Below are 21,390 nucleotides of genomic sequence, written 5' to 3'. Positions count from 1 at the left end.
GCGAGTTGCAATGGTGCGCCGGCGCTGGCCCGACGTCGTGATCGTGATCGCCATCCTGGGCCTCGGCGCCGCGGGCGTCTGGGCGCTGTGGGGCGATCGCTGGCGCCACAGCGGCAAGCCGGCGACCCCGGAAACGACCGAGTCGGCCGCGCCGATGACCTGAAATCTGCGGTCGCGGGTCGCGGCGGTGTCCCTAGCGGCCCCCGTAACTTGACGGATCGCCTCGAAAATATGTAGGCTTTTTCGGGCTCGGAGGTTGCGCGGTGCACTTGTGACGCCGCCCACATCCGCTCGGGAGAGTCCATGTTCGCGATCGTCCTGACGGAAAAAGGCGGTGAGCAGCGTCGCCTGGTCTTCAACAAGCCGGAGATCACGATCGGTCGTGTCCAAGGCAACGACATCGTCTTGCCCAAGGGCAACGTGTCCAAGCGGCACGCGCGGGTCCTGCTCAAGGACGGCAAGTTCATCATCGTCGACCTGAAGAGCACCAACGGCACCTACGTCAACGGCCGCAAGATCACGACGCCGCTGGTCGTGAAGGAGGCCGACAAGATCTACATCGGCGACTTCATCATGGGCGTCGAGGAGAGCCCGGGGGAGGGCGAGTCCGCCGGTGAGCCCGCGGCGCCGACGCCGCCGCCGCCCGCGCCGATGCCGCCGCCGCGCGAGCCGATGCCGCCGCGCGAGCCCATGCCCCAGATGCGCGAGCCCCCCGGGGGCGGCGCGTCCAACGAGCTGTTGCGCGCGGCGCTGTCGCACCAGAGCCCGCCGCGCAGCGCCGAGCGCCCGGCGGTGACGCCGATGGATCGTCCGCCCGTCCCGCTCGATCGGGGCCCGGGGCCGCTCGATCGACCGCGCGAGCCGGGCCCGCTGGCGTCGCCGGGGACCCAGGAGCCGCGCACCCGTCCTCCTCGGCCGGCGCCGGGCGGCACGCTGCCGCCGCCGATGGGCGCCCCGATGGGCGCGCCCCCGCCGGCGCCGGCCACGATGGCGCCGCCGCCGCCGATGGCGCCGCCGCCGCCGATGGCGCCGCCGCCGCCGATGGCGCCGCCGCCCGCCGCGCCGCCGATGATGGCGCCGCCGCCGCCCGCGCCCGCGCCCGAGCCGCGCCCGGTGATCCCGGCCCCATCGCCGGCGGCGCCCGCCGCGCGTCCGCGGCTGGTCGGCGCCGGGGCGCGCAAGATCGCCGCGCGCGCGGTCGCGGCGCCGCTGCGCCGTGGCGTCGTGCTCGAGCCGCTCGACCCCAAGGTCATCAAGATGCTCGATCTGCAGGCGCAGATCCTGGAGCGGCTGCGGGCCAAGCTCGACCTCGATCGCATCCCGGTCGAGCGCCTCGGCGACGAGGAGCTGTGGCAGAAGTCCGAGCGCGCGATCGTCGATCTGGTGGCCAGCCTCGAGCAGTCCGGTGAGCTGCCGAAGTACGTCGATCAGAACGGCCTCATCAAGGAGGCGCTCAACGAGGCGCTCGGGCTCGGCCCGCTCGAGGATCTGCTCGCCGACGACAAGGTCGACGAGATCCGCGTCGACCGGCGCGATCGCGTGCTGGTCGGCACCGGCGGCGCGATGCGCGGCTCGGGCCGCGCGTTCTCGAGCGACGACGTGCTGCGGCGCGTGGTCGAGCGCCTGGCCGCGCCGACCGGCGTCGTGGTCGACGACGATCACCCGGTGATCGACGTGCGCCTGCGCGACGGCACCCGCCTGACGGCGGCGGTGGCGCCGGCCTCGGTCCACGGGCCGTGCCTGGTGCTGCGCAAGCCGGTGCGGGTCAAGCGCACGCTCGGCGATCTGGTCGGCGCCGGCGCGCTGTCGGCGCCGATGGCCGACTTCCTCGCGACCTGCATGGCCGCGCGCCGCAACCTGGCGGTGTGCGGCGCGCCCGGCGTCGGCAAGGGCGCGCTGGTGGCGGCGCTGCTCGGCGCGGTCGCCGACGGCGAGCGGGTGATCACCGTCGAGGACGTGGCCGAGCTGTCGCTCGACCGCGAGGATTGGCTGGCGCTCGAGACCCGGCCGACCGTCGGCCTGGCCGCGCTGGTCGCGAGCGCGCTGCGGCTGCGTCCCGATCGCCTCGTGGTCGCGGATCTGCGCGGCGGCGAGGCGCTCGACGTCGCGAGCGCGTTCGGCGCGTCGGTCGACGGCGCGATCGTGGCGCTGACCGGCGACGGCACCCAGGCGGCGATGGCGCGCTGGGTCGCGCTGGCGCAGCTCGCGGCGCCGGGCGCGGCCGAGCCGGCGGTGCGGGAGCTGGTCGCGGCCGCGTGCGACGTGGTGATCCACGTCAGCCGCTTCGCCGACGGGACGCTGCGCGTGGTCGCGATCGACGAGATCCTCGGCGTCCGCGAGGTCGGCTTCGACACCCAGACGCTGTTCGCCTACCGCGGCGGCGACGAGGGCTTCGCGGCGACCGGCTCGATCCCTCGGTTCTGGCCCGATCTCGACAGCCGCGGCATCACCGCCGATCCGGCGATCTTCCGGACCTGAGCTTCAGCGGGCGGGTCGCCGGACCAGGCGGCCGCACGGGCGCTCCGCGGTCCGTGATCTAGCCGGACCTGGCCGCCAGCTCGAGCGGCCGGCCCTGCCGACGCGCGTCAGCGGGGCGCGACGAACGACGGTCCCGCGCACAGCGAGAAGGTCACCGCGACGGTGCCGTCGGGGTTGGCGCGATGGATCGGCGCGCGGCACTGGACCCGATCCACGTCCGGCGCCGCGACCGGCGCGGCCGCGACCCGCGCGGCCCGGACCGCCGGCGGCGCCTGGATCGGCGTCACGCGGCCGTGGCAGCGCGGGGTGGCGCGCGGGATCATCGCCATCGCGGCCATCGCCACGGTGACGAACAGCGTGCCCATGAGCACCACCAGCGGCGCGGTCAGCCCGAGGCTGGGGGCCGGTCGAGCAGGGAGGACTTCACGGCGGAACTCGCCCATGAGCCCAGATTATCACCGGCCGAGCGCGGCACGCGGTCAAAGTGAGGTCCGCTGACCGGCCACTCCAGTGGCCGCCGGCTCGACCCGCCAGCCCTGGGCCCGCGACCGGCGGCTCCGCGCGCGGTCGGGCCGGGCACGGTTCATGCTGGATGGTTGGACCATGCGCCGCTGGCTCCTGTCCCTGCTCCTCATGGTCCTCGCCACCGCCTGCGCCGACAGCGAGCTCGACCTCGACGACGAGTGGGGCATGGACGGCGCGGTGTCGCCGGTGCCGCCGCCTGGCAAGGAGGACAGCGAGTACCGCCGCGGCCTCCTCGTCAACACCGACACCCGACGCACCCAGGTCTGGACCGCGCGCAACGCCTGGGAGGACACCGACACCCCCGCGGCCCGCGCCGCTGGCCTGGCGTGGCCGGCCAGCTCGGGGCTGACCTGGGACGAGAAGTACGCGCGCTGGCTCGACTCGCTGGCGTGGACGCCGAGCGCCGACGGCTGGGCCCAGACCATCCGGCTGACGACGCCCTGGGGCAAGACCCTCGACGCGCCGTCGCTCGAGTGCGCCGAGACCTCGCTGTTCCTGCGGATCACGTTCGCGGCCTGGTACGAGCTGCCGCTGTTCTTCGAGACGGTCGACAGCCACGGCCAGCGCGTCTACTTCGGCCACAACGGCGTGCGCACGGCCAGCGGCCGCTACGCCCAGACGCCCGAGTTCGCGATCCGCTACGCCGATCACTCGAAGCTGACGCCGGCCCAGTACCAGGCGTCGTGGCCGAGCGACGCCGCGCTGCGGACCAAGCGCGTCACCGGCGGCGAGGACGTGCAGCCGGCGGTCGACGGCGGCGTGTTCGGCGCGTACGTCGACGAGATCCACCTCAACAAGCGCGCCGGCTACTTCACGGTGATGGCGCTCAACTACCTCGGCTCGATGAACCTGGCCGACTCGGCCAACACCTACAACCTGGTGCCCGAGGCGGTCCGCGCGGGCGACATGCTGATCGAGCGCTGGCAGCGGTCGGGCATCGGCCACACGCTCGTCGTCAAGGAGGTCGCGGTGCTGGGCGAGGGCAACCTCGACCTCACGACGATCTCGGGCTCGATGCCGCGGCGCCAGGGCAAGCGCGAGTCGGGCGTCGCCTCGAAGGGCTACTTCACCAGCGCCTACGCCGGCGGCCCGGGCGAGAACCTCGACGGCGACGCCTACGCCCGGCTGGGCGGCGGCGCCAAGCGCTGGCGGGTGACCAAGAACGTCAACGGCTACTGGACCAACACCTGGATGCGCGGCGACGAGGCCAGCTGGATCAACTCGACCGACTACGCGCGCATCGCCGCCCGCACCGCGCGCTTCCAGCAGCTGCTCGGGCAGGTGTCGCCGGCGCAGCAGCAGACCGAGCTGGTCGCGCAGATCGAGGACGCGCGCCGCCACCTCCGCACGTACCCGGCCTCGTGCTCGGCGCGCGAACGCCGCGAGGCCGCGTTCGCCGAGCTCTACGACCTGGGCGAGCGGGCGCTGGGCCTGTCCCGGGCCGAGCTCGATCGGCGCTACCGCGTGTTCGACGACTACGTCCTGGCCGAGCTGACCTACACCCGCAGCAAGACCTGCTGCTGGAACTCGTCGACCTCGGCGATGTACGACGTGATCATGAGCTACGCCCGGGCCGAGCAGACCGCGGCCGAGGCCGCCCACACCTGCGCGGCGCCGACGGTGTTCCGCGCCGAGGACGACGGCTACCAGCGCTGGGCCGCCCACGCCGCGGCCACCGGCGTCGGCGGCAGCTGGCGGGCGTGGTCCGAGGACGAGAGCTGCCCGCAGCGCGACGTGGCCGCCGACGAGATCGCCGCCAACCAGGCGCCGAACTACTGCGCCGCGCCGCCGACGCCGGCGTGCACCGATCGGTTCGAGCCCAACGACAGCCAGGCGGCGGCCGCGCAGGTCGCGGTCGGCACCTTCGGCGATCTGCGCCTGTGCGCCGGCGACGCCGACTGGTTCCGCACCGCCGGGGCCCGGACCGTGCGCATCCGCTTCAGCCACGCCGCCGGCGATCTCGATCTGGTCGCGGTCGACGCGAGCGGCGCGCGGGTCGCGACCTCCGACGGGGTCACCGACGAGGAGCACGTCGCGGTCCCGGCCGGGGGCGCGGTCCAGATCATCGGCTACGGCGGCGCGACCAACAGCTACGCGCTGACGGTCGAGTAGGCGACCACCGCGCGGGGCCGGCGGCGACGACTGGTGGCCGCGCCGCGCGAGGCCGACCGCGACAACTGGCGGTCGCGCCGCGCGAGGCCGACGCGGGCGCGGTAGGATGGCGCCGATGCCGCAGGTCACCGAGTTCATCCCGACCGCCAGCGACGCGCGCGCGACCTTCGCGGCGCTGGGGCGGGTCGCCCGCGAGATGCCCGCCGCCGGCGAGCCGTTCCGCGATCTCCGCAGCCGGCTGCGCGCCGCGAAGCTCTGGGACAAGGAGCGCCCGGCCGCGGCGCTGCGGGTGCTGGGCGTCGGTGGCGCCACGATCGCGCCGTCGCCGTTCGTCACCAAGCTCAAGTCGGTCACCAGCGACGACGACGTCTGCGACGCGTTCCTCGACCGCTACTTCGAGATCAACCCGCTCCTGTTCAAGACCGTCTACGAGCTGCTCGGGCAGCGCGCGCACGGCAAGGACGAGCTGTCGAAGTACCTCGGCTCGTTCGCCTACCGCGGCAAGCTCCCGTCGCGGCCCGACCTCGAGCACTACTTCGCGGCGCTGGTCGCCGGCGGCGTCGCCCGGATCCTGGGCATCGCGCTGATCCTGGGGCCGCGCGCCGATCGCTTCGCCAGCCAGGTCGCCGCGCTCGACGCCGACGAGCTGCTCGAGACCGATCAGCCGCTGCCCGAGCCGGTGATCCCGGTCGACGACGAGGTCGCGCCGGCCGCCGCGCCCGAGGCCGCCGCTGACGACGCCGCGAGCGCCGGCACGGCCGCGCCGTCGACCCGTGAGGCCGCGCCGCTGCCGCCGTACCTGCGCCACCTGGCCGCGCTCGATCCGCCGCCGGCGTCGCCGCGCGGGCGCGACCGGGTCGTGCCGCTGTCGGGGTTCGGGAACGGCGAGATCTCCGACGAGCTGCTCGACGAGACCACCCGCCGCATCGGCGCGTGGTCGGCCGACCTCGGCGGCGTGGCGTCGCCGTACGCGCCGGCCGACTTCGGCTTCGACCCCGAGGACTGGGTCGAGGGCGCCGACGAGGTCATCTACCGCGTCGCGGTCGCGGCGGCGCTGGTGTTCCGGCTCGACGTCGATCGCGCCGGGGTGCTGCGCGCCTACCGCGCGCTCGAGCAGGCCGAGGTCCTCGGCGACCTCTACCACGGCACCGTGCCCGACAACCTGCCGGCCGCCGTCGACGCGCGCGCGCTCATGCTGGCGTCGCTCGCGGCCCGCCGCTGCGCCGAGACGCCGGAGCTGGCGGCGACGATCGAGCAGCAGAAGACCGCGGCCGAGGCCTGGGCGGTCCTCGAGGGCAGCCTGGGGCGCGGTCTGTTCCGGCTCGAGCTGTTCTGGATCCTCGGGATGCTCGGCCAGCTCGGCGTGATCCGGTTCGACGATCTGGGGCAGGTCACCGCGCTGCCGCACCGGATCGTCCGCGACACGCTCTTCCGGCTCGGGTTCCTCGCGTCGCCGTACGCCCCCGACTCCACCACGCTGCTGGCGGCGGCCCGGGCCGCGCGGCGGGCCGCTGGGGGCGAGCCCGCCGACGAGATCGTGGCCCGGTTCGCGATCGCGGCCGGGTGCGCGTACGACTGTCCCCATCGGAAGACCTGCGACTTCCCGTGCCGGGAGCGCCTCGAGTGACCGGGGCGATCGGCATGGCGGTGTGACCGGCGTGGCGGTGTGACCGTGCCATCGGTGTGACCGGCGTGGCGGGGTGACCGTGCCATCGGTGTGACTGGCGTGGCGGGGTGACCGGCGTGGCGGGGTGACCGGCGTGGCCTCCGGCTCCGGCTCCGGCTCCGGTTCCGACGGTTCAGGCTCCGGCTCCGGTTCCGGCTCCGGTTCCGGCTCCGGCTCCGGCTCCGGCTCCGGCTCCGGCTCCGGCTCCTCGGGCTCCGGCTCGGGTTCCGGCTCCGGCTCCGGCTCCGGCTCCGGTTCCGGCTCCGGGTCCGGCTCCGGCTCCGGTTCCGACTCCGGCTCCGGGTCCGGCTCCGGCTTCGGTTCCGACTCCGTGCCATCGGCGTGACCGGCGTGACCGCGCCATCGGTGTGCTACGATCGAGGCGTGCTGGTCCTCGCGCTCGCCGTGTTTGCGGTCACCGCTCGGTTCTTCGGGCTCCAGCGCGGCGCCGTCGCCGGCGGCGTGTCGCTGGGGACGCTGGTGCTCGCCAGCCTGGTGCCGCTGGTGCCGCTCGGCGCGCTGATCTACCTGGCGCACGTGGTGTGGGTCGCCGGCCTCTGGCACTTCGGCAAGAAGGTCCAGCGGGCGCGCGCGACCGGGCCGTGGCAGTCCGCGAGCCGGTGGGCCAAGCGGGGCTGGTCGCTCTGGAAGTGGTAGGGAGGGGCCCCGGGCCCCTGTCTCCAGTCCCCACTCCCCAGATCTGAGGCAGGGCGGGCTAGCAGTGTTGCGGGGTTGCGGTGGCACACGGTTCGCAACTGCCTGGAGCATGGTCCGACTTGCCCGCGTGCTTGTCCCCCTCGCGCTGTCGTTCGTCGCCGCCTGCGACGTCGGTTCGGTCGCGCCGAACGGCGGCGACGACGTGTCCGACGTCGACGGCTCGGTCCCGCCGCCGATCGACGCCGCGATCCCGACCTTCGCGGTCGGGGTCGAGCCGGCGGTGGCGCAGACCACGCTGGGCACCGAGACCACGTTCACCGTCACCCTGGCGCCCAGCCACTTCAACGGCGCCGTCGATCTGACCGCGACTGGCGCGCCCACCGGCTGGTTGGTCGCGGTGTCGCCGTCGTCGGTGACGCTGACCGACGGCGTGTCCGCGACCGCGACGGTCACCGTGCGGGTGCCGTCGAACGGCGCCCCCGCGCCGACCGGGCAGGCCCTGACCATCACCGCCACGGCGCCCGTGTACACGGCCGGCGCCGCCGCGACGCTCACCGTCGCCAACGACTACCTCATCTCGGTCGGCGCCGTCGGCGGCAACACCCACTGGGGCGCGATGAACGGCGGCACCATCCGGATCAAGGCCGGCACGCGCCTGCGCATCCGCAACGACGACACGATCACCCACCGGATCCACACCGGCGGTGGGGTCGGCGGGTTCGACCACCAGCCCACGCCCGGCACGCTCGCCGGCGGCACGCTCGACGTCATGCCGACCAGCGGCTCCGACACGTTCTACTGCCACATCCACGGTGAGGGCACCGGCTCCGTCAACCTCGTCATCGAGTAGCCAGCCGGGCCGGGACGCGGTACCACCCGGCCATGGACGTCGACACGCCGCAAACGTTCGAGGAGTTCTGGCCGTACTACGTGTCGCAGCACCTCGACCCGACCTGCCGGGCGCTGCACTTCGCGGGGACGACCCTGGCGATGGCGTGCGTCGCGGCCACGCCGCTGGTGCCGGCGGCCATCCTCGCGGCGCCGGTCTGCGGCTACGGCCTGGCCTGGATCGGGCACTTCGCGTTCGAGCGCAACCGGCCGGCGTCGTGGCACTCGGCCCGGCACCTGCTGTGGTCGCTGCGGGGCGACTTCCGGATGTGGCGGCGTATCGCGACGGGGACGATGTCGGCGGAACTCGCGCGGGCGACGACGGCGGCGTAAGCCGCGGCACGTGCGGTCGTCCGCTTTCCGGACTTTGTGGCGGCGCGGCGTTTCACGCGTCCACCGGGTCTGCTATGACGCCTTCCGTTCGCCGGTCGCGATTTGAACCATGGCCCGAGAACCCCGCCGCGATATCCGCGCCCTGCTCCTGGGGCCAACGCTCGAGCTGGCCAGCGCGGTCGACGCGCGGCTGCACGAGCTGGGCTTCCCCGCGCTGCGCCCCGCGCAGGCACAGATCCTGACGCTGATCGAGCCGGGCGGCCTGCGCCTGTCGTCGCTGGTCACCGTGCTGGGCGTCGCCAAGCAGACGCTGGGCGACCTGGTCGACGACCTCGAGCGCGAGCGCCTGGTCGAGCGCTACCCCGATCCTGATCACGGCGTGATCAAGCGCGTCCGCCTGGCCGCGCGCGGGCGTCAGTGGGCGGCGGAGGTCAAGCGCGCGGCCGACGTGGTCGAGCGTGGGTGGGCCGCGCGGCTCGGCAAGCTCAAGAGCAAGCAGCTGCGCGCGGTCCTCGAGGCCCTCGCGGCCACGCCCACCAAGTCGTGAGCCGGCGACCAGCGCCTGGCCGGCGCGGCGCGCGGCCGATCGTCGTCGGTGGCGCGCTCGCGCCCAGCCTGGGGCGGCCGATCACAGGAAGTTGATGATCAGCGACGCCTTGGTGGTCGTGTCGAGCTTGAGCGCCTCGGGCGGGTTGTTCGGGTCGAGCGTGAAGCCCGCGAGCGACAGCGGCGCCGGCACGTTGTCGAACTTCGCGAGCAGGCCGAACGAGAACGACACCGACTTGGTGAGCTTGGTCGACAGGCTGGCCGCCGCGTTGGCGCGGACGTCCTCGAACGCGGCGACCGTGGAGCTCTGCTCGTTGACGTTGGTCAGCAGCTCGAGCGAGCCGTCGACGCTCGTCACCTCGGACAGCTTGCCCTTGTAGCCGATGAAGCCGCGCGCCGAGTGGATCGCGAGCGAGTCGGCGGCGCTGTCGACGTAGTTCTCGTAGCTGAAGTCGTAGCCGATCTCGGCGGTGACCTCGTGGCGCTCGGTCTTGTAGAGCAGGCGGGCGTAGCCGACCTGGCCACCGCCCGCGAAGTCCTTGCCGGCGACGATGTCGGCGCCGCCGAGCGCGGCCACGAACAGCGAGTTGTACGTCGACAGGAACCGGTCGTAGCGCAGCTTGACCTGGTACGCCTCGGCCGAGTTCTTGGTGGCCCGCGTCACCTCGCTGGCGTTGAGGATCATGTTGCCGTCGCGGTCATCGGCCGCCAGCGTCGACGCGCGCGCCAGCGTCCCCGACGCCTCGGCCGAGAACTTGTTCTGCTTCTCCTTGCGGAAGGCCTTCGCCCCGGCCGACACGGTCGTCGTGCGCGAGTTGCCGGTGGTGAAGACCAGGCCGGCCTCGGCCGTGGCGGACCACTCGGCCTTCTTCACGTCCTTGAGCTCCTCGGCCTTGCCGTACTCGAACTTCGGGGTCGGCTGCGCGACCGCGGCGGGGACGGCGACGGCGGCGGTCACCAGCGAGGACAGGACGAACGTGACGGTGCGCGACATGGGTGCTCCTTGCCCGCAGGGGGCGTGGCCGAGAACCTACGTCGGACCGCGGCCCGGCGCGAGGTCACGCGCGGGCAGAGCCGAGGTAGGGATCGGGTACGCGCCGTCACGCCAGGTTCGGGATCACGCGCAGGCGGTAGCCGAACCGGTGGCGCGACTCGATCAGATCGCCGATCTCGACCTTGACCAGCGCCCGGCGCACCCGGCGCACGAGCTGCTTGACGTGGTTGTCGCCGGGATCGCGCGTGTCCCACGACAGATCGCCGATCAGCTCGGACGTGCGGACGAACCCGCGCACGAGGTGCGGCTGGTGGGCCTCGTCGGCCATGCGCCGCACCAGCAGGGCGAAGAACTCGAACTGGGTGGCGGTCAACTGGACCTGCTTGCCGTCGACCTCGACCAGCCCACCGCCACCGCCGGTCGGCTCGAGCAGGCGGACGTCGAGCGTCGGCAGCCCGACGTCGGTGCTCTCGCGCTCGAACTCGTTCTCCTCGACCGGGGTCCGGACCCGATCGGCCGGCCGCAGGGTCGAGCTGATCGCCGGATCGATCACGACCGGCGGGAAGTCGCGGCCGTCGGCGACGAAGTAGAAGCCGACCTGGCCCAGGACCACCCGGTCACCGGCGCGCAGCACGACCGCGTCGGTGATGGTCTGGTCGTTGACCATCGTGCCGTTGGCCGAGCCGAGATCGCGCAGCGACCAGGCCTTGCGCACGGGATCGATCGACAGGTGGGCGTGGTGCCGTGACACCGAGCTCTCGAGGATGCTGATGCCCGCGCCCTCGAGCTGGCGGCCCAGGAGCGTGCGCGCGTCGACGCCGTGGGGGCGGCCCCAGGGATCGATCAGGACCGCGCCGGTGGGCTTGGCCGTGGTGGCCATGATCTGCTCAGGCACGAGCCCCAGCGGTCCCGCGATCTCGTCCCGGCAGTCCTCGCACAGGAGCCCACTCTCGACCGGCTGACGGGCACACACGGCGCAGTTCATGTCGACGATGATAGATCAACTGCGCGAGCGCCGTCGGCCACGGGGCCACCGACCGGCGCGGCATCGCCGACGGCGAGCGTGCGCGGCCTCACGTCACGGCGCCGCGGCGTAGCCACGCCCGGGCTCGCCGGGGAACGGCGCGGCGCGGTCGCGGCGCTCGAGCTCGGCCGGGGTCCAGCGGGCGCCGCGCTCGGCGAACAGCGCGACCCCGATGACGCCGACGTTGGCGTCGCCGGTCGTGCGGGCGGCGTACGAGCTGGCGACCCGTCCGAACCGGAACGCGGCCACCTCGTCGTTGGACTGGCGGAAGCCGTCGATGATCAGCTCGCCGTGCGGCTCGATCACGTAGCCCCGACGATCGAACCCGGCGGGCCGGCCGTCGAGCACGTCGAGCCCGTCGACCGAGGTCACGACCTCGAACCGGGCCTCGGTCAGGTTGCGGACCGCGATCCGGTAGCGCGCGCCGTCGGTGGCGGCGACCAGGTTGCGCCCGCCGACGGCGACGCCGGGCAGGATGTCGCCGCCGTCGTCGATCAGCGCGACCGCGACGTCGCCGCTGCCCGCGTAGGCCTCGAGCGGCGCGATCGCCGCGCCGACGTAGCTGGCGTGGGCGCGCACGCCGTCGGCGTCGTTGTAGTGCAAGACCGCGGTGGCCCACGGCCGCGCCTCGGCGCGCACGAACGGCGTGGTCGTGATCGGCGACCACGTCGTCTCGCCCCAGGCGGTGGCCAGGCCGGGCCGCTCGTCGGGCGGCGCCGCGGGGCCGGGGCCGTCGAGGACCACGCTCGCGGGCGCGATCGAGCTCGGGGGCGCGGCCGGGACCGCGCGACCTTCCGATGGCGGTGGGGCGGTCGCGGTCATCGCCGGCTTGCCGGTCCCGGCGAAGGAGCCGCCGGCGCAGCCCGCGGCGGCGGCGGCGAGGGCGGTGAGGAGCGCGAGGGCGGGGCGGAGGGCGGGGCGAACGGCGGGGCTGGTGTGGGGCATGGCTGGGGACCTCGCCATGCCAACGCGCGCACGCGGCTCGCGCTTACGCGTCGCCGTCGATCAGCGCGCGCCGGCGCCGCGGCCGCCGCCGGGTCAGAACGGCCACAGGTTCCAGAGGTAGTACGTCCCGGCGAGGCCGAACGCCGTGAGGGCCCACGCCAGCGCCAAGGCCCGCGCTCGCGCCGTCCGCGCGCCCGGCCAGCGCGCCACGACCGCCCCGATCACCGCGCCGAGCGCGGCGCCCGCGCCCGCCCAGATCAGGCCGCCGTAGTAGTTGATCGGCACCGTCGGGGTCGCGCCCGAGCGCCACGACCACCGCGCGGCGTACGGATCGTAGGTGAGGCGCGGCCAGCCGCCCCAGTCGGCCAGGGCGTACGCGAGGCAGCCGCCGATGACCGCCGCCATCGCGATGATCACGCGCCGGGGCCATCGGTCACTGGCCATGACACCGCGCGCAGCCGTGGCCGGTCATGCGGAACGCGCGCGCGCCGTCGTGGCAGTCGGCGCACGCGGCCTTGGGCGGGCCGCCGATCGCCGCGATCGACGCGGCGGTCGCGACGTCGCCGTGGCACGCGGTGCACGCCAGCGCGGCGTCACCGTCGGTCCGGTGCGGTGCGTGGCGGAACCGGGCCCGCACCGACCACGGCGCGCTCGTCCGCGCGAGGTCGCGGGCGTCGGCGCGACCGAGGCCGTGGCACGCGGCGCAGGCGGCCAGCGCCGGCGCCGGGCCGCCCGCGCCGGCGTGGCACCCAGCCCCGGTGCACGCGTCGTGGCCGCGCGGTGGCCGGAGCTCGGCGGCGGCGGTGTCGTGGACGTGGCAGCGCGCGCACGGCTGCGCCGCGTGGCGGCGGTGATCGAACTCGACGCCGAACTCCGACCGCGGCGGCGGCGCGCGATCGGCGACCAGGTGCCGCCACGGCTCGGTGGCGCCGTGGCAGGCGCCGCAGATCGTCGGCGCGCGCGCGCCGAAGTCGGCGGCGTGGCATCCGGCGCACGCGTCGTGGCCGGCGGTGCGCACCTGGCGATCGCCGTCGAGCCGGTGGCACGCGGTGCAGGCCGCCAGCGGCGTGCGCGCGTCGTGGCCGGCGTGCCCGAAACGGGCCAGCGGCCGGGCCACGGCGAACGGGTCGGTCGGCGCGCGGGTGTGGCAGCGCGTGCACGCGGTGGTGGTGGCGAACGCGGCCTGGCCGTCGTGGCAGCCGGCGCCCGAACAGGTGGCGACCGTCGGGGCCGGCAGCTCGAGGTCGTCGGTCGCGGCGATCGCCTGGTGGCAGGTCGCGCACGCCAGCGCGGCGGCGATCGGCGCCCGGCGGCGGTGGCGCCCGTGATCGAACGCGGCGCCGACCGCGAGCTCGCGCGCGACCAGCTTGGGGCGCACGTTGGCGCCGAACCCGGCGGCGTGGCAGCCGCCGCAGTCGGGCATGCGCGGCGCCGCGGTCGCGGTGTGGCAGGTCGCGCACCGGCCGTGGACCGCGGTCGCCCGCGCCGGGCCGCCGGGGACGGCGTGGCAGGTCGTGCAGTCCGCGGCGGCGTGGTGGCGATGGCCGAAGGTGATCCCGAAGTCGGCGTCGAGCGCGTACGGCGGGTAGGCGACGGTCGGGCGGCGCGCCGCGAGGGCCGTCGGGGCGTGGCACGTCTGGCACACGCGCGCGCGCGCCTCGAGGTCGGGCGCGGCCCGGGTCGGCGCCGGGCCGTGGCACGCGCCGAAGCAGGCCCGGTGGTCCGGGCGCCCGATCAGCGCGCCGCGCGCGGTGATGGGGTGGCAGCTGGCGCAGCCGACCTCGGCGCCGCCCTGGACCACGACCTTGCCCTCGTGGATCGGGTGATCGAACCCGATCGGCTGATCGGCGCGCGCCGGGCGCGCCAGCGCGAGCAGCGCGCCGAGCGCGAGCACGCACGGCCAGGCCCGCATCAGTAGCGGCCCTCGGCGACGATGCGCAGCGCCTTGAGCCCGGCGATCTCGGGGGCGCTGGCGAACCGGCTCGACAGCTCGTACTCGCTGCGCACGCGCATGCGCGGCGAGATCCAGGCCTCGAACACGAACCGCCCGCCGCCATGGACGGTGGTGTCGTCGAGGGGATCGGTCATCTCGGGGGCCGGGGACACGTCCGCGTCGTCGACGTACAGCTGCGCGTAGCGCGTGCGGCGGGCGTAGAGCTCGCCGCTGACCGAGAACTTGCGCGCGCCGCCGGTGAACCGGACCTGCGCGCCACCCTCGATCAAGTTGCGCTCGCCGACGTTCCGGGTCGGCCACGCCAGCGCCTGGATCTGGTCCTCCTCGTCGGTCACGACCGCGGCCGGGGCCGCGTCGACCCGGCTGTACACCCGGGCCAGGCCGGTCAAGGTCAGCGCCACCGTGCGCCGCATCCGGATCTCGAGCGCGCCGCCGCCCTCGACCCACCCGGCGCTGGTGAAGCTCGGCGTCGGGTCGACCCCGCGGCCGTCGAAGGCGAGCCCGCCGAAGACCAGCGCGTCGATGTTGTCGAGCAGCACCGTGCCGGCGCGCCCGCGCACGGTCGTGCGCGGCAGGCGCGGCCCCAGGTCGAGGTAGCGGCGCGGCCGGCCGGGGTCGTCGTCGCGCAGGTCGTAGTCCCAGACCCAGTCGGCGCGGCGGCGCAGATCCGCGTCGAACACCAGCCGGGTCTCGGCCGAGACCCGGACGCGCATGCTGGCGTGGTGGCGCGCGACCTCGCGGCCGGCGAGGCGCGACGTCAGCGCGAGCGCCACGTCCGGGCGCGGGGTCCAGTCGACCGTGACGTCGCTGTGGCTGGCGTCGGCGTAGCGCAGCGCGCGGACGCGCACCGCCAGCGGCCGCGGCCCCTGCCGCAGCGTCACCGCGACCTCGCCGCCGGTGATGAGCTGCCGCGGCGCCGTCGCGAGCTCGCCGCTGTCCCAGTCGGGCACGCGGCTGCCCAGGTACACGCTGGTGCGCAGCCACGACGTCGACCACGTCGCCGCCAGGCCGTCGAGGTGCGCGACCGCGGGCCCGTAGACGTACTGGCGGCCGCCGCGGATGCGCAGCGTCCGCAGCGCGCCGGAGTCGATCACCCCGTCGGCCTCGGTCCAGGCCGCGCGCACCTGCAGCGGATCGATCTTGTCCCAGGCGTCGACGATCGGCGGCGTCGACGCGATCGTCGGGGCCAGCCGGAACCGCGACGCGAGGTAGGCGGAGATGCCGGGCACGACCAGGCCGCGGCTGCCCAGGAACGCCTCGCCGAAACCGTAGGCGCGGGCGGCGCGGTAGTCGACGCCCTCGGTGAAGGGCGCGCCGCCGACGGTGACGCCGGGGGTGGGCGCGTCGCCCGCGGTGCGGAGCGCGGCGCCGTCGACCGCCATGCCGATCGCGAGCTGCGCGGTGACCCGCGGCGGCGCCGGCTCACGGCGGGCCGGCGCGGCCCGGCGGCGGCGCGGACGTGGCGGCGCCGGCGCAGGCGGCGGTGGGGTCGGCGCGAGCCGCATCGTCAGCGTGGTCGGCATGCGCGCGACCGGCAAGGTCGGCGGCAGCCGGGGCGGACGCTCGGCCGCGGCCGGGGCGATCGCGAGCGCCACGCCCGCCACGGTCAGCCACGGTCGGCTCACCGAGCACCGCTGTGGCAGGGCTGGCAGTCGGCGGCGATGTCGTGGCAGGTGATGCACGTGGCCGGGTTCTGCCGGGCCAGATCGCCGTGGTCGCCGCTGCCGAAGGTGCCGAAGGGGCCGTGCGAGCGCGGGCGCTGCTGGTGGCACGCGCTGCACGCGTCGGCGACGTGGCAGGTGGCGCAGCGGTCGCGATCGGCGATCGCCGGCGCGCCGTGATCGAGCTCGCGCCAGGTCAGGTTGTGATCGCTGGGGCGCATGACCTGGTGGCACTCGTCGCACGAGGCCTCGCGCGCGCCCGACATCATCGTGTGACAGCCGGCGCAGCGCCGCCCATCGGCGGCCTCGGCCGCGTGATCGCGCCGGAACGCGAGCGTGTGGTCGACGGGCCGCTCGGTGTCGGGCAGGTGGGATCGCGGCGCGAGCGCGCCGAAGGTCAGCGCGATCGACGCGTGGCAGGTCTCGCACACCCGCATGCGCTTGGTGATCGGCACCCGGGCCGGGTCGTCGTGGCAGGCCACGCACGCCGCCAGCACCGGCTTGGGGAGCCGGCCGTCGCGGTCGGCGGTGCGGCTGTCGCGGTGGCAGGTCGAGCAGGAGATCACCGCGCCGCGCGCGTCGGCGCGGTGGCGGCCGTGATCGAAGCGCACGTCGCGCACGATCATGCGCCGGGGCGTGCGCGCGGCGACGCCGGTGAGGTGGCAGGCGGCGCAGGTCGACATCGCCGGCGCGTCGACCAGGCCGACCTCGTCGGCGTGGCAGCGCGCGCACGCGCGGTGCCCGGCGGTGGCCGGGCGGCCGTCGGCGTCGACCTCGTGACAGTCGGTGCACGCGACGTTGAAGCCGACCGCGTCCTCGATCGTGGCGTTGTCGAGGTGGACCGCGTGCGAGAACCGCGACGGCAGCGACCGCAGGCCGTCGACCGCCGGGTACGGGCGCAGCGGCGAGGCCCCGGTGCGGGTCGGGTCGACCGCGACGTGGCAGACCCGGCACAGCGCGTCCGGCGGCGCCATGAAGGCCGGGCCGTGGCACGCGGCGGCGTCGCAGGCGGCGTGGTCGTCGGAGCCCGGCACCCGCACGGCGCCCGCGACCGCGGCCGCCTGATCGTGGCACGGCGTGCAGGTCAGCGTGGCGTGGGCCGGGTGCGGGAAGCGATCGGGCTCGGCGGTCGGCGCCGGCAGCGGCGGCGGCGCCGTACGCGTGCACGCCAGCGTCGCGATGGCGACGGCGATCGCCGCGAGCGCGCGCCAGGTGCCCATGGCCCGACGCTACCGCAGGTCGCGGTCCGCGTGCGGATCGCCGCCGCCCTCGATCGCATCGAGGTCGGCGCGGAGCACGTACGGCCGGCCGGGCCCGAGCGCGACCCGGCCGCGCCGACGCAGGGCCGGGCCGTGCGGACGCCAGCGCGTCACGGCGAACCCGCGGCGGGCGACCGGGCCGTAGCGCGCGATCGTGACCGTGCCACCGGCGGCCGGCGGCGGCGCCCAGGCGTCGTCGTCGTCATCGACGCCGTGGACCAGGAGCTCGCCGTCGCCGTCGAGCAGCGCGGCGGCGGTGCGCCACAGCCGCGGCACCAGATCATCGACGCTGTGGTGCCAGCGCGACCCGGCCGCCGCCAGGCCCGCCGCGACGGGGATCGGCGCGTTCATCGTGATCAGCCGCCAGCCGGCGTCGGCGCCGGTGACCAGCTCGGCCTCGGCGACCTCGACGTCGTCGCGGCCGGCCAGCGCCAGCCCCCGGGTCGCGAGGGCCAGGGCGGCGACGTTGACGTCGGTGGCGCGCACGCGCGCGCGGCTCGGCCCGGCCGCCAGGGCCAGCGCGGCCGGGCCGGCGCCGACGTCGAGCCACGGCCCCGGCAGGATCCGCGGCAGACAGCTCGCCAGGTGCAGCGTCGAGTCGTCGGGCCACGGCACCGCGTCGTCGTCGGCGCGGTCGGCCAGGTCGCACACCACCAGGCCCGCGCCGACCGGCGCCAGGCGCACCCGCGGGCGCAGCTGATCTCCGTCGCGCGCGGCCAGGTCGGCCGCGATCGCGGTCGCCACGGCGGTGTCGCCCAGCGCCCGCGCCAGCGCCGCGGCCGGCGCCGGGCAGCCCGCGCACCACAGCCAGATCGGCGCCGCCGCGGGCGGGCACGGCGTCGGCATCGCCGCCCGGGCGAGCGGCACGCCGGTGATCGCGCTGACGCCGAGGCAGGTCGTGACCGCGCGCGGCGTCAGGGCCGCGCGCAGGCGCGCGCCCAGGTGCGCCAGGTCGGCCGCGCGCGCGGCGCGACCCGCGACGTCAGGGCCCACGGCCCAGCCGGTGGCGCGCCATGTCGTACTCGAAGAACAGCACCAGCTCCGACGCGACCACGTCCTCGAGCAGCGCGCTGGCGTCGGGCCTGGCCGGATCGAGCACGGCGGCGTAGTACGCCAGCTCGGTCTGGCGCGCGCGGGTCGCGGCGCGCGCGGTCAGGTCGCCGACGCTGCGCCGGCCGGTGGCGAGCCGCGCGATCTCGTCGTACCAGAGCGGGCCGTCGCGGCCGGCCAGGTAGGCCTGGGCCTGGTCGTCGTCGGCGCGGCCGAGCCGCCGGCCCTCGGCCAGGATCCACAGCGCGATGTAGACCTTGTAGTAGTCGCCGATCCGCTCGCTGGCCAGCGCCTGGTAGAAGGTGTCGCGCGCGCGGTCGTACTGACCGTGCAGCAGCAGGAACGCGACCGCCTGGATGTGCGTGTCGGCGCCGTCGGGATCGACCGCGCTGGCGCTGGTCATCAGCTCGGCGCCGTCGTCGGGCTTGTCCAGCGCCCAGAACAGCTTGCCGCTCTCGACCAGCCGCTCGCCGGCGAGGTTGGGCGGCAGCTCGAGCCGCTGGCCCAGATCGGCCCACAGCGACAGCGCCTCGGCGTAGTGCCCGCGCGCGGCGTCGGCGTCGCCGGCGGCGGCCGCGGCGTCGCCGGCCAGGCGCAGCAGCTTGGCGCGGGCGTACTGCTCGGCCGGCCGATCGCCCGGCAGCGCGACCGCCTGCTCGTAGTAGCCGCGGGCCGCGCTGGCGACCCCGGTCTTGAGCGCGACGGTGCCGAGCATCTCGAGGGCCTCGAGCGTGGGCTGCGCGCGCACCGAGCTGGTCAGGGCCCGCTGGCCCGCGGCCAGCTCGCCCTGGCTGATCAGCCCGCGGCCGTAGGTGGCCAGCACCTGGGCCCAGCTCACCGACCACGTGTGCGCGCGGTGGCGGCGGGCCAGCTCGCGGTACAGCTGGCGCAGCTCGGCCAGGCACGCCGCGGCGGCGTGGCCGCGGCCGCCGTAGATCAGGCGGCCCAGGCGCTCGCGGTACAGCTGCAGCAGGCGATCGGCCAGCTCGACGTCGTCGGGATCGGCGCGGCGCGCGCGCTCGAGCAGCGCGATCGGCTGGGCCACGCGCTCGGCCTCCATCGCGTACACCGCCGCCGCGGCGGTCAGCGTGGCGTCGTCCGGGAACCGGACGAGGCCGTCGAGGCACACCGTCAGCGCCGCCCGCAGCTTGGCGTCGTCGTCGCCGCCGTCGCTGGCGCGGATCGCGCCGGCCAGCGCGGCCCAGGCGCGGGCGTCGGCCTCGGGCGCGGCCGCCGCGCGGGCCAGCTGATCGAGCCGTCGCTCGCGGCCGAGCCCCTGCAGCCCGACCAGCGCCGGCGCCAGGCGCTCGATCTGGTGCGCCGTCGCCAGCGCGATCGCCAGGTCGCGGCTGGCGCCCATCGCCGCGCGGACCGCCGGCGCCGCGGCCGGGGTCGCCGCGCCGCCGCCGATCGCCTGGTCGACCTGGTTGGCGCGGCCCAGCACCAGCTCGACGTAGCGGGCGACGAGGTCGGGCGCGAGGCCGCGCTCGACGATCGGCGTCAGCACCCCGATCGCGCCGGTGCCGAGGCCGAGCGCGCCGAGCCGGGCGACGCCGAGGTCGTCGGCGAACGCGATGATCTGGTCGAGCTCGGCGCGATCGCGCTCGGCCGGGCCCAGGCCGCTGCCGAGCCGCAGGACCAGCACCAGCGCCGCCTCGCGATCGGCGCCGCCGCGCGCGAACCCGCTGCGCGCGCGATCGAGCCGGGCCGCCCAGCCCGGGGCCTCGGCCAGCTCGGTGAGCGCCGCGGGCTCGGTCTGCCACAGCCCGGCCAGCGCGGTGGTCAGCGACCCGGCGCGGTCGAGGCGGCGCGCGGCCAGCGCCCGATCGAGCCGGGCGCCCAGCACCTCGGCCAGGTCGCGGCGCAGCGCCGCGCGCGCGTCGCCCGGCGGCAGCGCCCACAGCGCGTCGGCGCGCTCGGCGAAGTCGAGGTCGTCGGCCAGCTCGTAGGGCGCGTCGGCCAGGGGCGCGCGCGGGCGGGCCGGCGCCGCCGGGTGGCAGCCGATCACGGCGAGGGCGAACAACACGACGAGCGCGCGCACCTCGACAAGGTAGCACCGACGCTGCGCCGCACCCCGACAACGCTGCTACATTGCCGCGCGGAGGAACCCAGCGTGACCCAGCAGACCGGAATCGTGGTGCAGAAGTACGGCGGCTCGTCGGTCGCCGACGTCGACAAGATCCGGCTGGTCGCCGCCCGCATCGCGCGGACCAAGGCCGCCGGCAAGAAGGTCGTCGTCGTGGTGTCGGCGATGGGCAAGACCACCAACGCGCTGATCGACAAGGCCCGGCAGGTGAGCCAATCGCCGTCGCGGCGCGAGCTCGACATGCTCCTGACCTGCGGCGAGCGCGAGTCGATGGCGCTCCTGGCGATGGCCGTGACCGAGCTCGGCCTCGAGTGCATCTCGTTCACCGGCTCGCAGGCCGGCATCATGACCAACGATCGCCACTCGGGCGCGCGCATCCTCGAGGTCCGGCCGTTCCGGATCGAGGACGAGCTCGATCGCGGCAAGGTCGTGATCGTGGCCGGCTTCCAGGGCGTCTCGTACAAGCGCGAGGTCACGACGCTCGGCCGCGGCGGCTCCGACACCACCGCGGTGGCGCTGGCCGCGGCGCTGCGCGCCGACTACTGCGAGATCTGCTCCGACGTCGACGGCGTCTACTCCGCCGATCCGCGCGTCGTCGGCGCGGCCGAGCTGCTCGAGGCGATCAGCCACGACGAGATGCTCGAGCTGGCGGCCCAGGGCGCCAAGGTGCTGCACGACGCCTCGGTCGAGTTCGCCCGCGCCAGCGGGATCGCGCTCTACGCCCGCGCCACCAGCAAGGACGGCGGCGGCACCCGCATCGACTGGAGCCCGACCCGCGAGCGCCAGGTGGCCGCGGTCACCGGGCAGACGGCGCTGGTGCGGCTGCGGGCCTCGGGCGGGGCCGCGGTCGAGAACGCGCTGCAGATCCTCGAGGCCGCGTCGATCCCGCTGACCCACCTCGATCTCGAGGGCAAGGAGCTGCGGGCCTGGTTCACGATCGCCGACGTGCCCGACTGGGCCGCGGTCCAGGGCCGGCTCGAGAACGTGCTCGGCCCCGACATGGAGCTGGGCGAGGAGGGCGCGGTGACGATCGTCGGCCACGGCATCGGCGGCAACCCCAGCATCATCGTGCGCGCGCGGCAGACCGCGATCGCCGCCGGCGTGCCGCTCAACGCCGTCAGCGTGTCGCCGCTGCGGATCACGCTGTGGTGCGACCGGCCCCACGTCGACGATCTCACCCGGGCGCTGCACAAGGCGTTCGTCGAGTCGTGA

Annotated in this window: 19 protein-coding genes; 9 read left to right on the top strand and 10 right to left on the bottom strand. The window is 75.6% G+C overall.

Annotated elements, in window-relative coordinates:
• The first annotated feature begins 10 nt into the window (after nucleotides 1-10).
• Together IPL61_11285 and tadA are read left to right on the top strand one after the other, a co-directional pair.
• Nucleotides 11-163 (top strand): hypothetical protein, encoded by a 153-nt coding sequence (locus IPL61_11285; GenBank protein MBK9031891.1) that lies wholly within the window; start codon nucleotides 11-13, stop codon nucleotides 161-163.
• Nucleotides 164-303: 140 nt separating this feature from the next.
• Nucleotides 304-2,478 carry a Flp pilus assembly complex ATPase component TadA gene (gene tadA / locus IPL61_11280; protein ID MBK9031890.1) on the top strand — a complete coding sequence of 725 codons (2,175 nt, stop codon included), beginning with the start codon at nucleotides 304-306 and terminating at the stop codon, nucleotides 2,476-2,478.
• A gap of 107 nt (nucleotides 2,479-2,585) precedes the next feature.
• Here the strand turns inward: tadA and IPL61_11275 are convergent, their stop codons facing one another.
• Nucleotides 2,586-2,921, bottom strand: a complete 336-nt coding sequence (locus tag IPL61_11275; GenBank protein ID MBK9031889.1) for a hypothetical protein — start codon at nucleotides 2,919-2,921, stop codon at nucleotides 2,586-2,588.
• Between the two features lie 160 nt (nucleotides 2,922-3,081).
• Between IPL61_11275 and IPL61_11270 the strand changes: the two genes are divergently transcribed.
• The 6 genes from IPL61_11270 to IPL61_11245 all read left to right on the top strand — a co-directional run bounded on the left by IPL61_11270 (nucleotide 3,082) and on the right by IPL61_11245 (nucleotide 9,206).
• The gene (locus IPL61_11270) at nucleotides 3,082-5,115 is read left to right on the top strand and encodes a hypothetical protein (GenBank protein MBK9031888.1); all 2,034 of its coding nucleotides are present in this window, start codon (nucleotides 3,082-3,084) and stop codon (nucleotides 5,113-5,115) included.
• A 115-nt stretch (nucleotides 5,116-5,230) separates the two neighbouring features.
• A complete protein-coding gene (locus tag IPL61_11265) occupies nucleotides 5,231-6,742 on the top strand; it encodes a hypothetical protein (GenBank protein MBK9031887.1) in 1,512 nt (503 codons plus the stop codon).
• Nucleotides 6,743-7,165: 423 nt separating this feature from the next.
• Nucleotides 7,166-7,438, top strand: coding sequence for a hypothetical protein (locus IPL61_11260; protein ID MBK9031886.1), 273 nt, complete (start codon nucleotides 7,166-7,168; stop codon nucleotides 7,436-7,438).
• 127 nt (nucleotides 7,439-7,565) lie between these two features.
• Complete coding sequence (locus tag IPL61_11255; GenBank protein ID MBK9031885.1) at nucleotides 7,566-8,288, top strand: hypothetical protein; 723 nt, start codon at nucleotides 7,566-7,568, stop codon at nucleotides 8,286-8,288.
• 32 nt (nucleotides 8,289-8,320) lie between these two features.
• A complete protein-coding gene (locus tag IPL61_11250; GenBank protein ID MBK9031884.1) occupies nucleotides 8,321-8,659 on the top strand; it encodes a DUF962 domain-containing protein in 339 nt (112 codons plus the stop codon).
• A 109-nt stretch (nucleotides 8,660-8,768) separates the two neighbouring features.
• Nucleotides 8,769-9,206, top strand: a complete 438-nt coding sequence (locus IPL61_11245) for a winged helix-turn-helix transcriptional regulator (GenBank protein MBK9031883.1) — start codon at nucleotides 8,769-8,771, stop codon at nucleotides 9,204-9,206.
• Nucleotides 9,207-9,287: 81 nt separating this feature from the next.
• Here the strand turns inward: IPL61_11245 and IPL61_11240 are convergent, their stop codons facing one another.
• From IPL61_11240 to IPL61_11200, 9 genes are all read right to left on the bottom strand, one after another.
• The gene (locus tag IPL61_11240) at nucleotides 9,288-10,199 is read right to left on the bottom strand and encodes a DUF481 domain-containing protein (GenBank protein ID MBK9031882.1); all 912 of its coding nucleotides are present in this window, start codon (nucleotides 10,197-10,199) and stop codon (nucleotides 9,288-9,290) included.
• A gap of 106 nt (nucleotides 10,200-10,305) precedes the next feature.
• The gene (locus tag IPL61_11235) at nucleotides 10,306-11,184 is read right to left on the bottom strand and encodes an FHA domain-containing protein (protein MBK9031881.1); all 879 of its coding nucleotides are present in this window, start codon (nucleotides 11,182-11,184) and stop codon (nucleotides 10,306-10,308) included.
• 93 nt (nucleotides 11,185-11,277) lie between these two features.
• Nucleotides 11,278-12,168 (bottom strand): hypothetical protein, encoded by an 891-nt coding sequence (locus tag IPL61_11230; GenBank protein MBK9031880.1) that lies wholly within the window; start codon nucleotides 12,166-12,168, stop codon nucleotides 11,278-11,280.
• A 93-nt stretch (nucleotides 12,169-12,261) separates the two neighbouring features.
• Nucleotides 12,262-12,585, bottom strand: a complete 324-nt coding sequence (locus IPL61_11225; protein ID MBK9031879.1) for a hypothetical protein — start codon at nucleotides 12,583-12,585, stop codon at nucleotides 12,262-12,264.
• A gap of 16 nt (nucleotides 12,586-12,601) precedes the next feature.
• Nucleotides 12,602-14,080, bottom strand: coding sequence for a cytochrome c3 family protein (locus tag IPL61_11220; GenBank protein MBK9031878.1), 1,479 nt, complete (start codon nucleotides 14,078-14,080; stop codon nucleotides 12,602-12,604).
• Nucleotides 14,080-15,747: a hypothetical protein gene (locus tag IPL61_11215; GenBank protein ID MBK9031877.1), complete on the bottom strand. Its 1,668-nt coding sequence runs from the start codon at nucleotides 15,745-15,747 to the stop codon at nucleotides 14,080-14,082. The genes IPL61_11220 and IPL61_11215 overlap by 1 nt, the downstream gene beginning before the upstream one ends.
• Nucleotides 15,744-17,003, bottom strand: a complete 1,260-nt coding sequence (locus IPL61_11210) for a cytochrome c3 family protein (GenBank protein MBK9031876.1) — start codon at nucleotides 17,001-17,003, stop codon at nucleotides 15,744-15,746. The genes IPL61_11215 and IPL61_11210 overlap by 4 nt, the downstream gene beginning before the upstream one ends.
• Before the next feature lie 9 nt (nucleotides 17,004-17,012).
• Entirely contained in the window at nucleotides 17,013-18,035 is a 1,023-nt protein-coding gene (locus IPL61_11205; GenBank protein MBK9031875.1) for a methyltransferase, read from the bottom strand.
• On the bottom strand, nucleotides 18,025-20,133 hold the full coding sequence (locus tag IPL61_11200) for a hypothetical protein (GenBank protein MBK9031874.1): 2,109 nt from the start codon (nucleotides 20,131-20,133) through the stop codon (nucleotides 18,025-18,027). Before IPL61_11200 ends, IPL61_11205 begins: the two co-directional genes overlap by 11 nt.
• A gap of 93 nt (nucleotides 20,134-20,226) precedes the next feature.
• Between IPL61_11200 and IPL61_11195 the strand changes: the two genes are divergently transcribed.
• Nucleotides 20,227-21,390 carry an aspartate kinase gene (locus tag IPL61_11195; GenBank protein MBK9031873.1) on the top strand — a complete coding sequence of 388 codons (1,164 nt, stop codon included), beginning with the start codon at nucleotides 20,227-20,229 and terminating at the stop codon, nucleotides 21,388-21,390.

This window comes from Myxococcales bacterium (assembly GCA_016717005.1).
GTDB lineage: Bacteria > Myxococcota_A > Polyangia > Haliangiales > Haliangiaceae > UBA2376.
This window is presented reverse-complemented; position numbering and strand designations above follow the sequence as displayed.

Bases quoted from the DNA above. Each gene is read 5' to 3' on its own strand.
- IPL61_11285 (MBK9031891.1), top strand. From the start codon at position 11: ATGGTGCGCCGGCGCTGGCCCGACGTCGTGATCGTGATCGCCATCCTG.
- tadA (MBK9031890.1), top strand. From the start codon at position 304: ATGTTCGCGATCGTCCTGACGGAAAAAGGCGGTGAGCAGCGTCGCCTG.
- IPL61_11275 (MBK9031889.1), bottom strand. From the start codon at position 2,921: ATGGGCGAGTTCCGCCGTGAAGTCCTCCCTGCTCGACCGGCCCCCAGC.
- IPL61_11270 (MBK9031888.1), top strand. From the start codon at position 3,082: ATGCGCCGCTGGCTCCTGTCCCTGCTCCTCATGGTCCTCGCCACCGCC.
- IPL61_11265 (MBK9031887.1), top strand. From the start codon at position 5,231: ATGCCGCAGGTCACCGAGTTCATCCCGACCGCCAGCGACGCGCGCGCG.
- IPL61_11250 (MBK9031884.1), top strand. From the start codon at position 8,321: ATGGACGTCGACACGCCGCAAACGTTCGAGGAGTTCTGGCCGTACTAC.
- IPL61_11245 (MBK9031883.1), top strand. From the start codon at position 8,769: ATGGCCCGAGAACCCCGCCGCGATATCCGCGCCCTGCTCCTGGGGCCA.
- IPL61_11240 (MBK9031882.1), bottom strand. From the start codon at position 10,199: ATGTCGCGCACCGTCACGTTCGTCCTGTCCTCGCTGGTGACCGCCGCC.
- IPL61_11235 (MBK9031881.1), bottom strand. From the start codon at position 11,184: ATGAACTGCGCCGTGTGTGCCCGTCAGCCGGTCGAGAGTGGGCTCCTG.
- IPL61_11230 (MBK9031880.1), bottom strand. From the start codon at position 12,168: ATGCCCCACACCAGCCCCGCCGTTCGCCCCGCCCTCCGCCCCGCCCTC.
- IPL61_11220 (MBK9031878.1), bottom strand. From the start codon at position 14,080: ATGCGGGCCTGGCCGTGCGTGCTCGCGCTCGGCGCGCTGCTCGCGCTG.
- IPL61_11210 (MBK9031876.1), bottom strand. From the start codon at position 17,003: ATGGGCACCTGGCGCGCGCTCGCGGCGATCGCCGTCGCCATCGCGACG.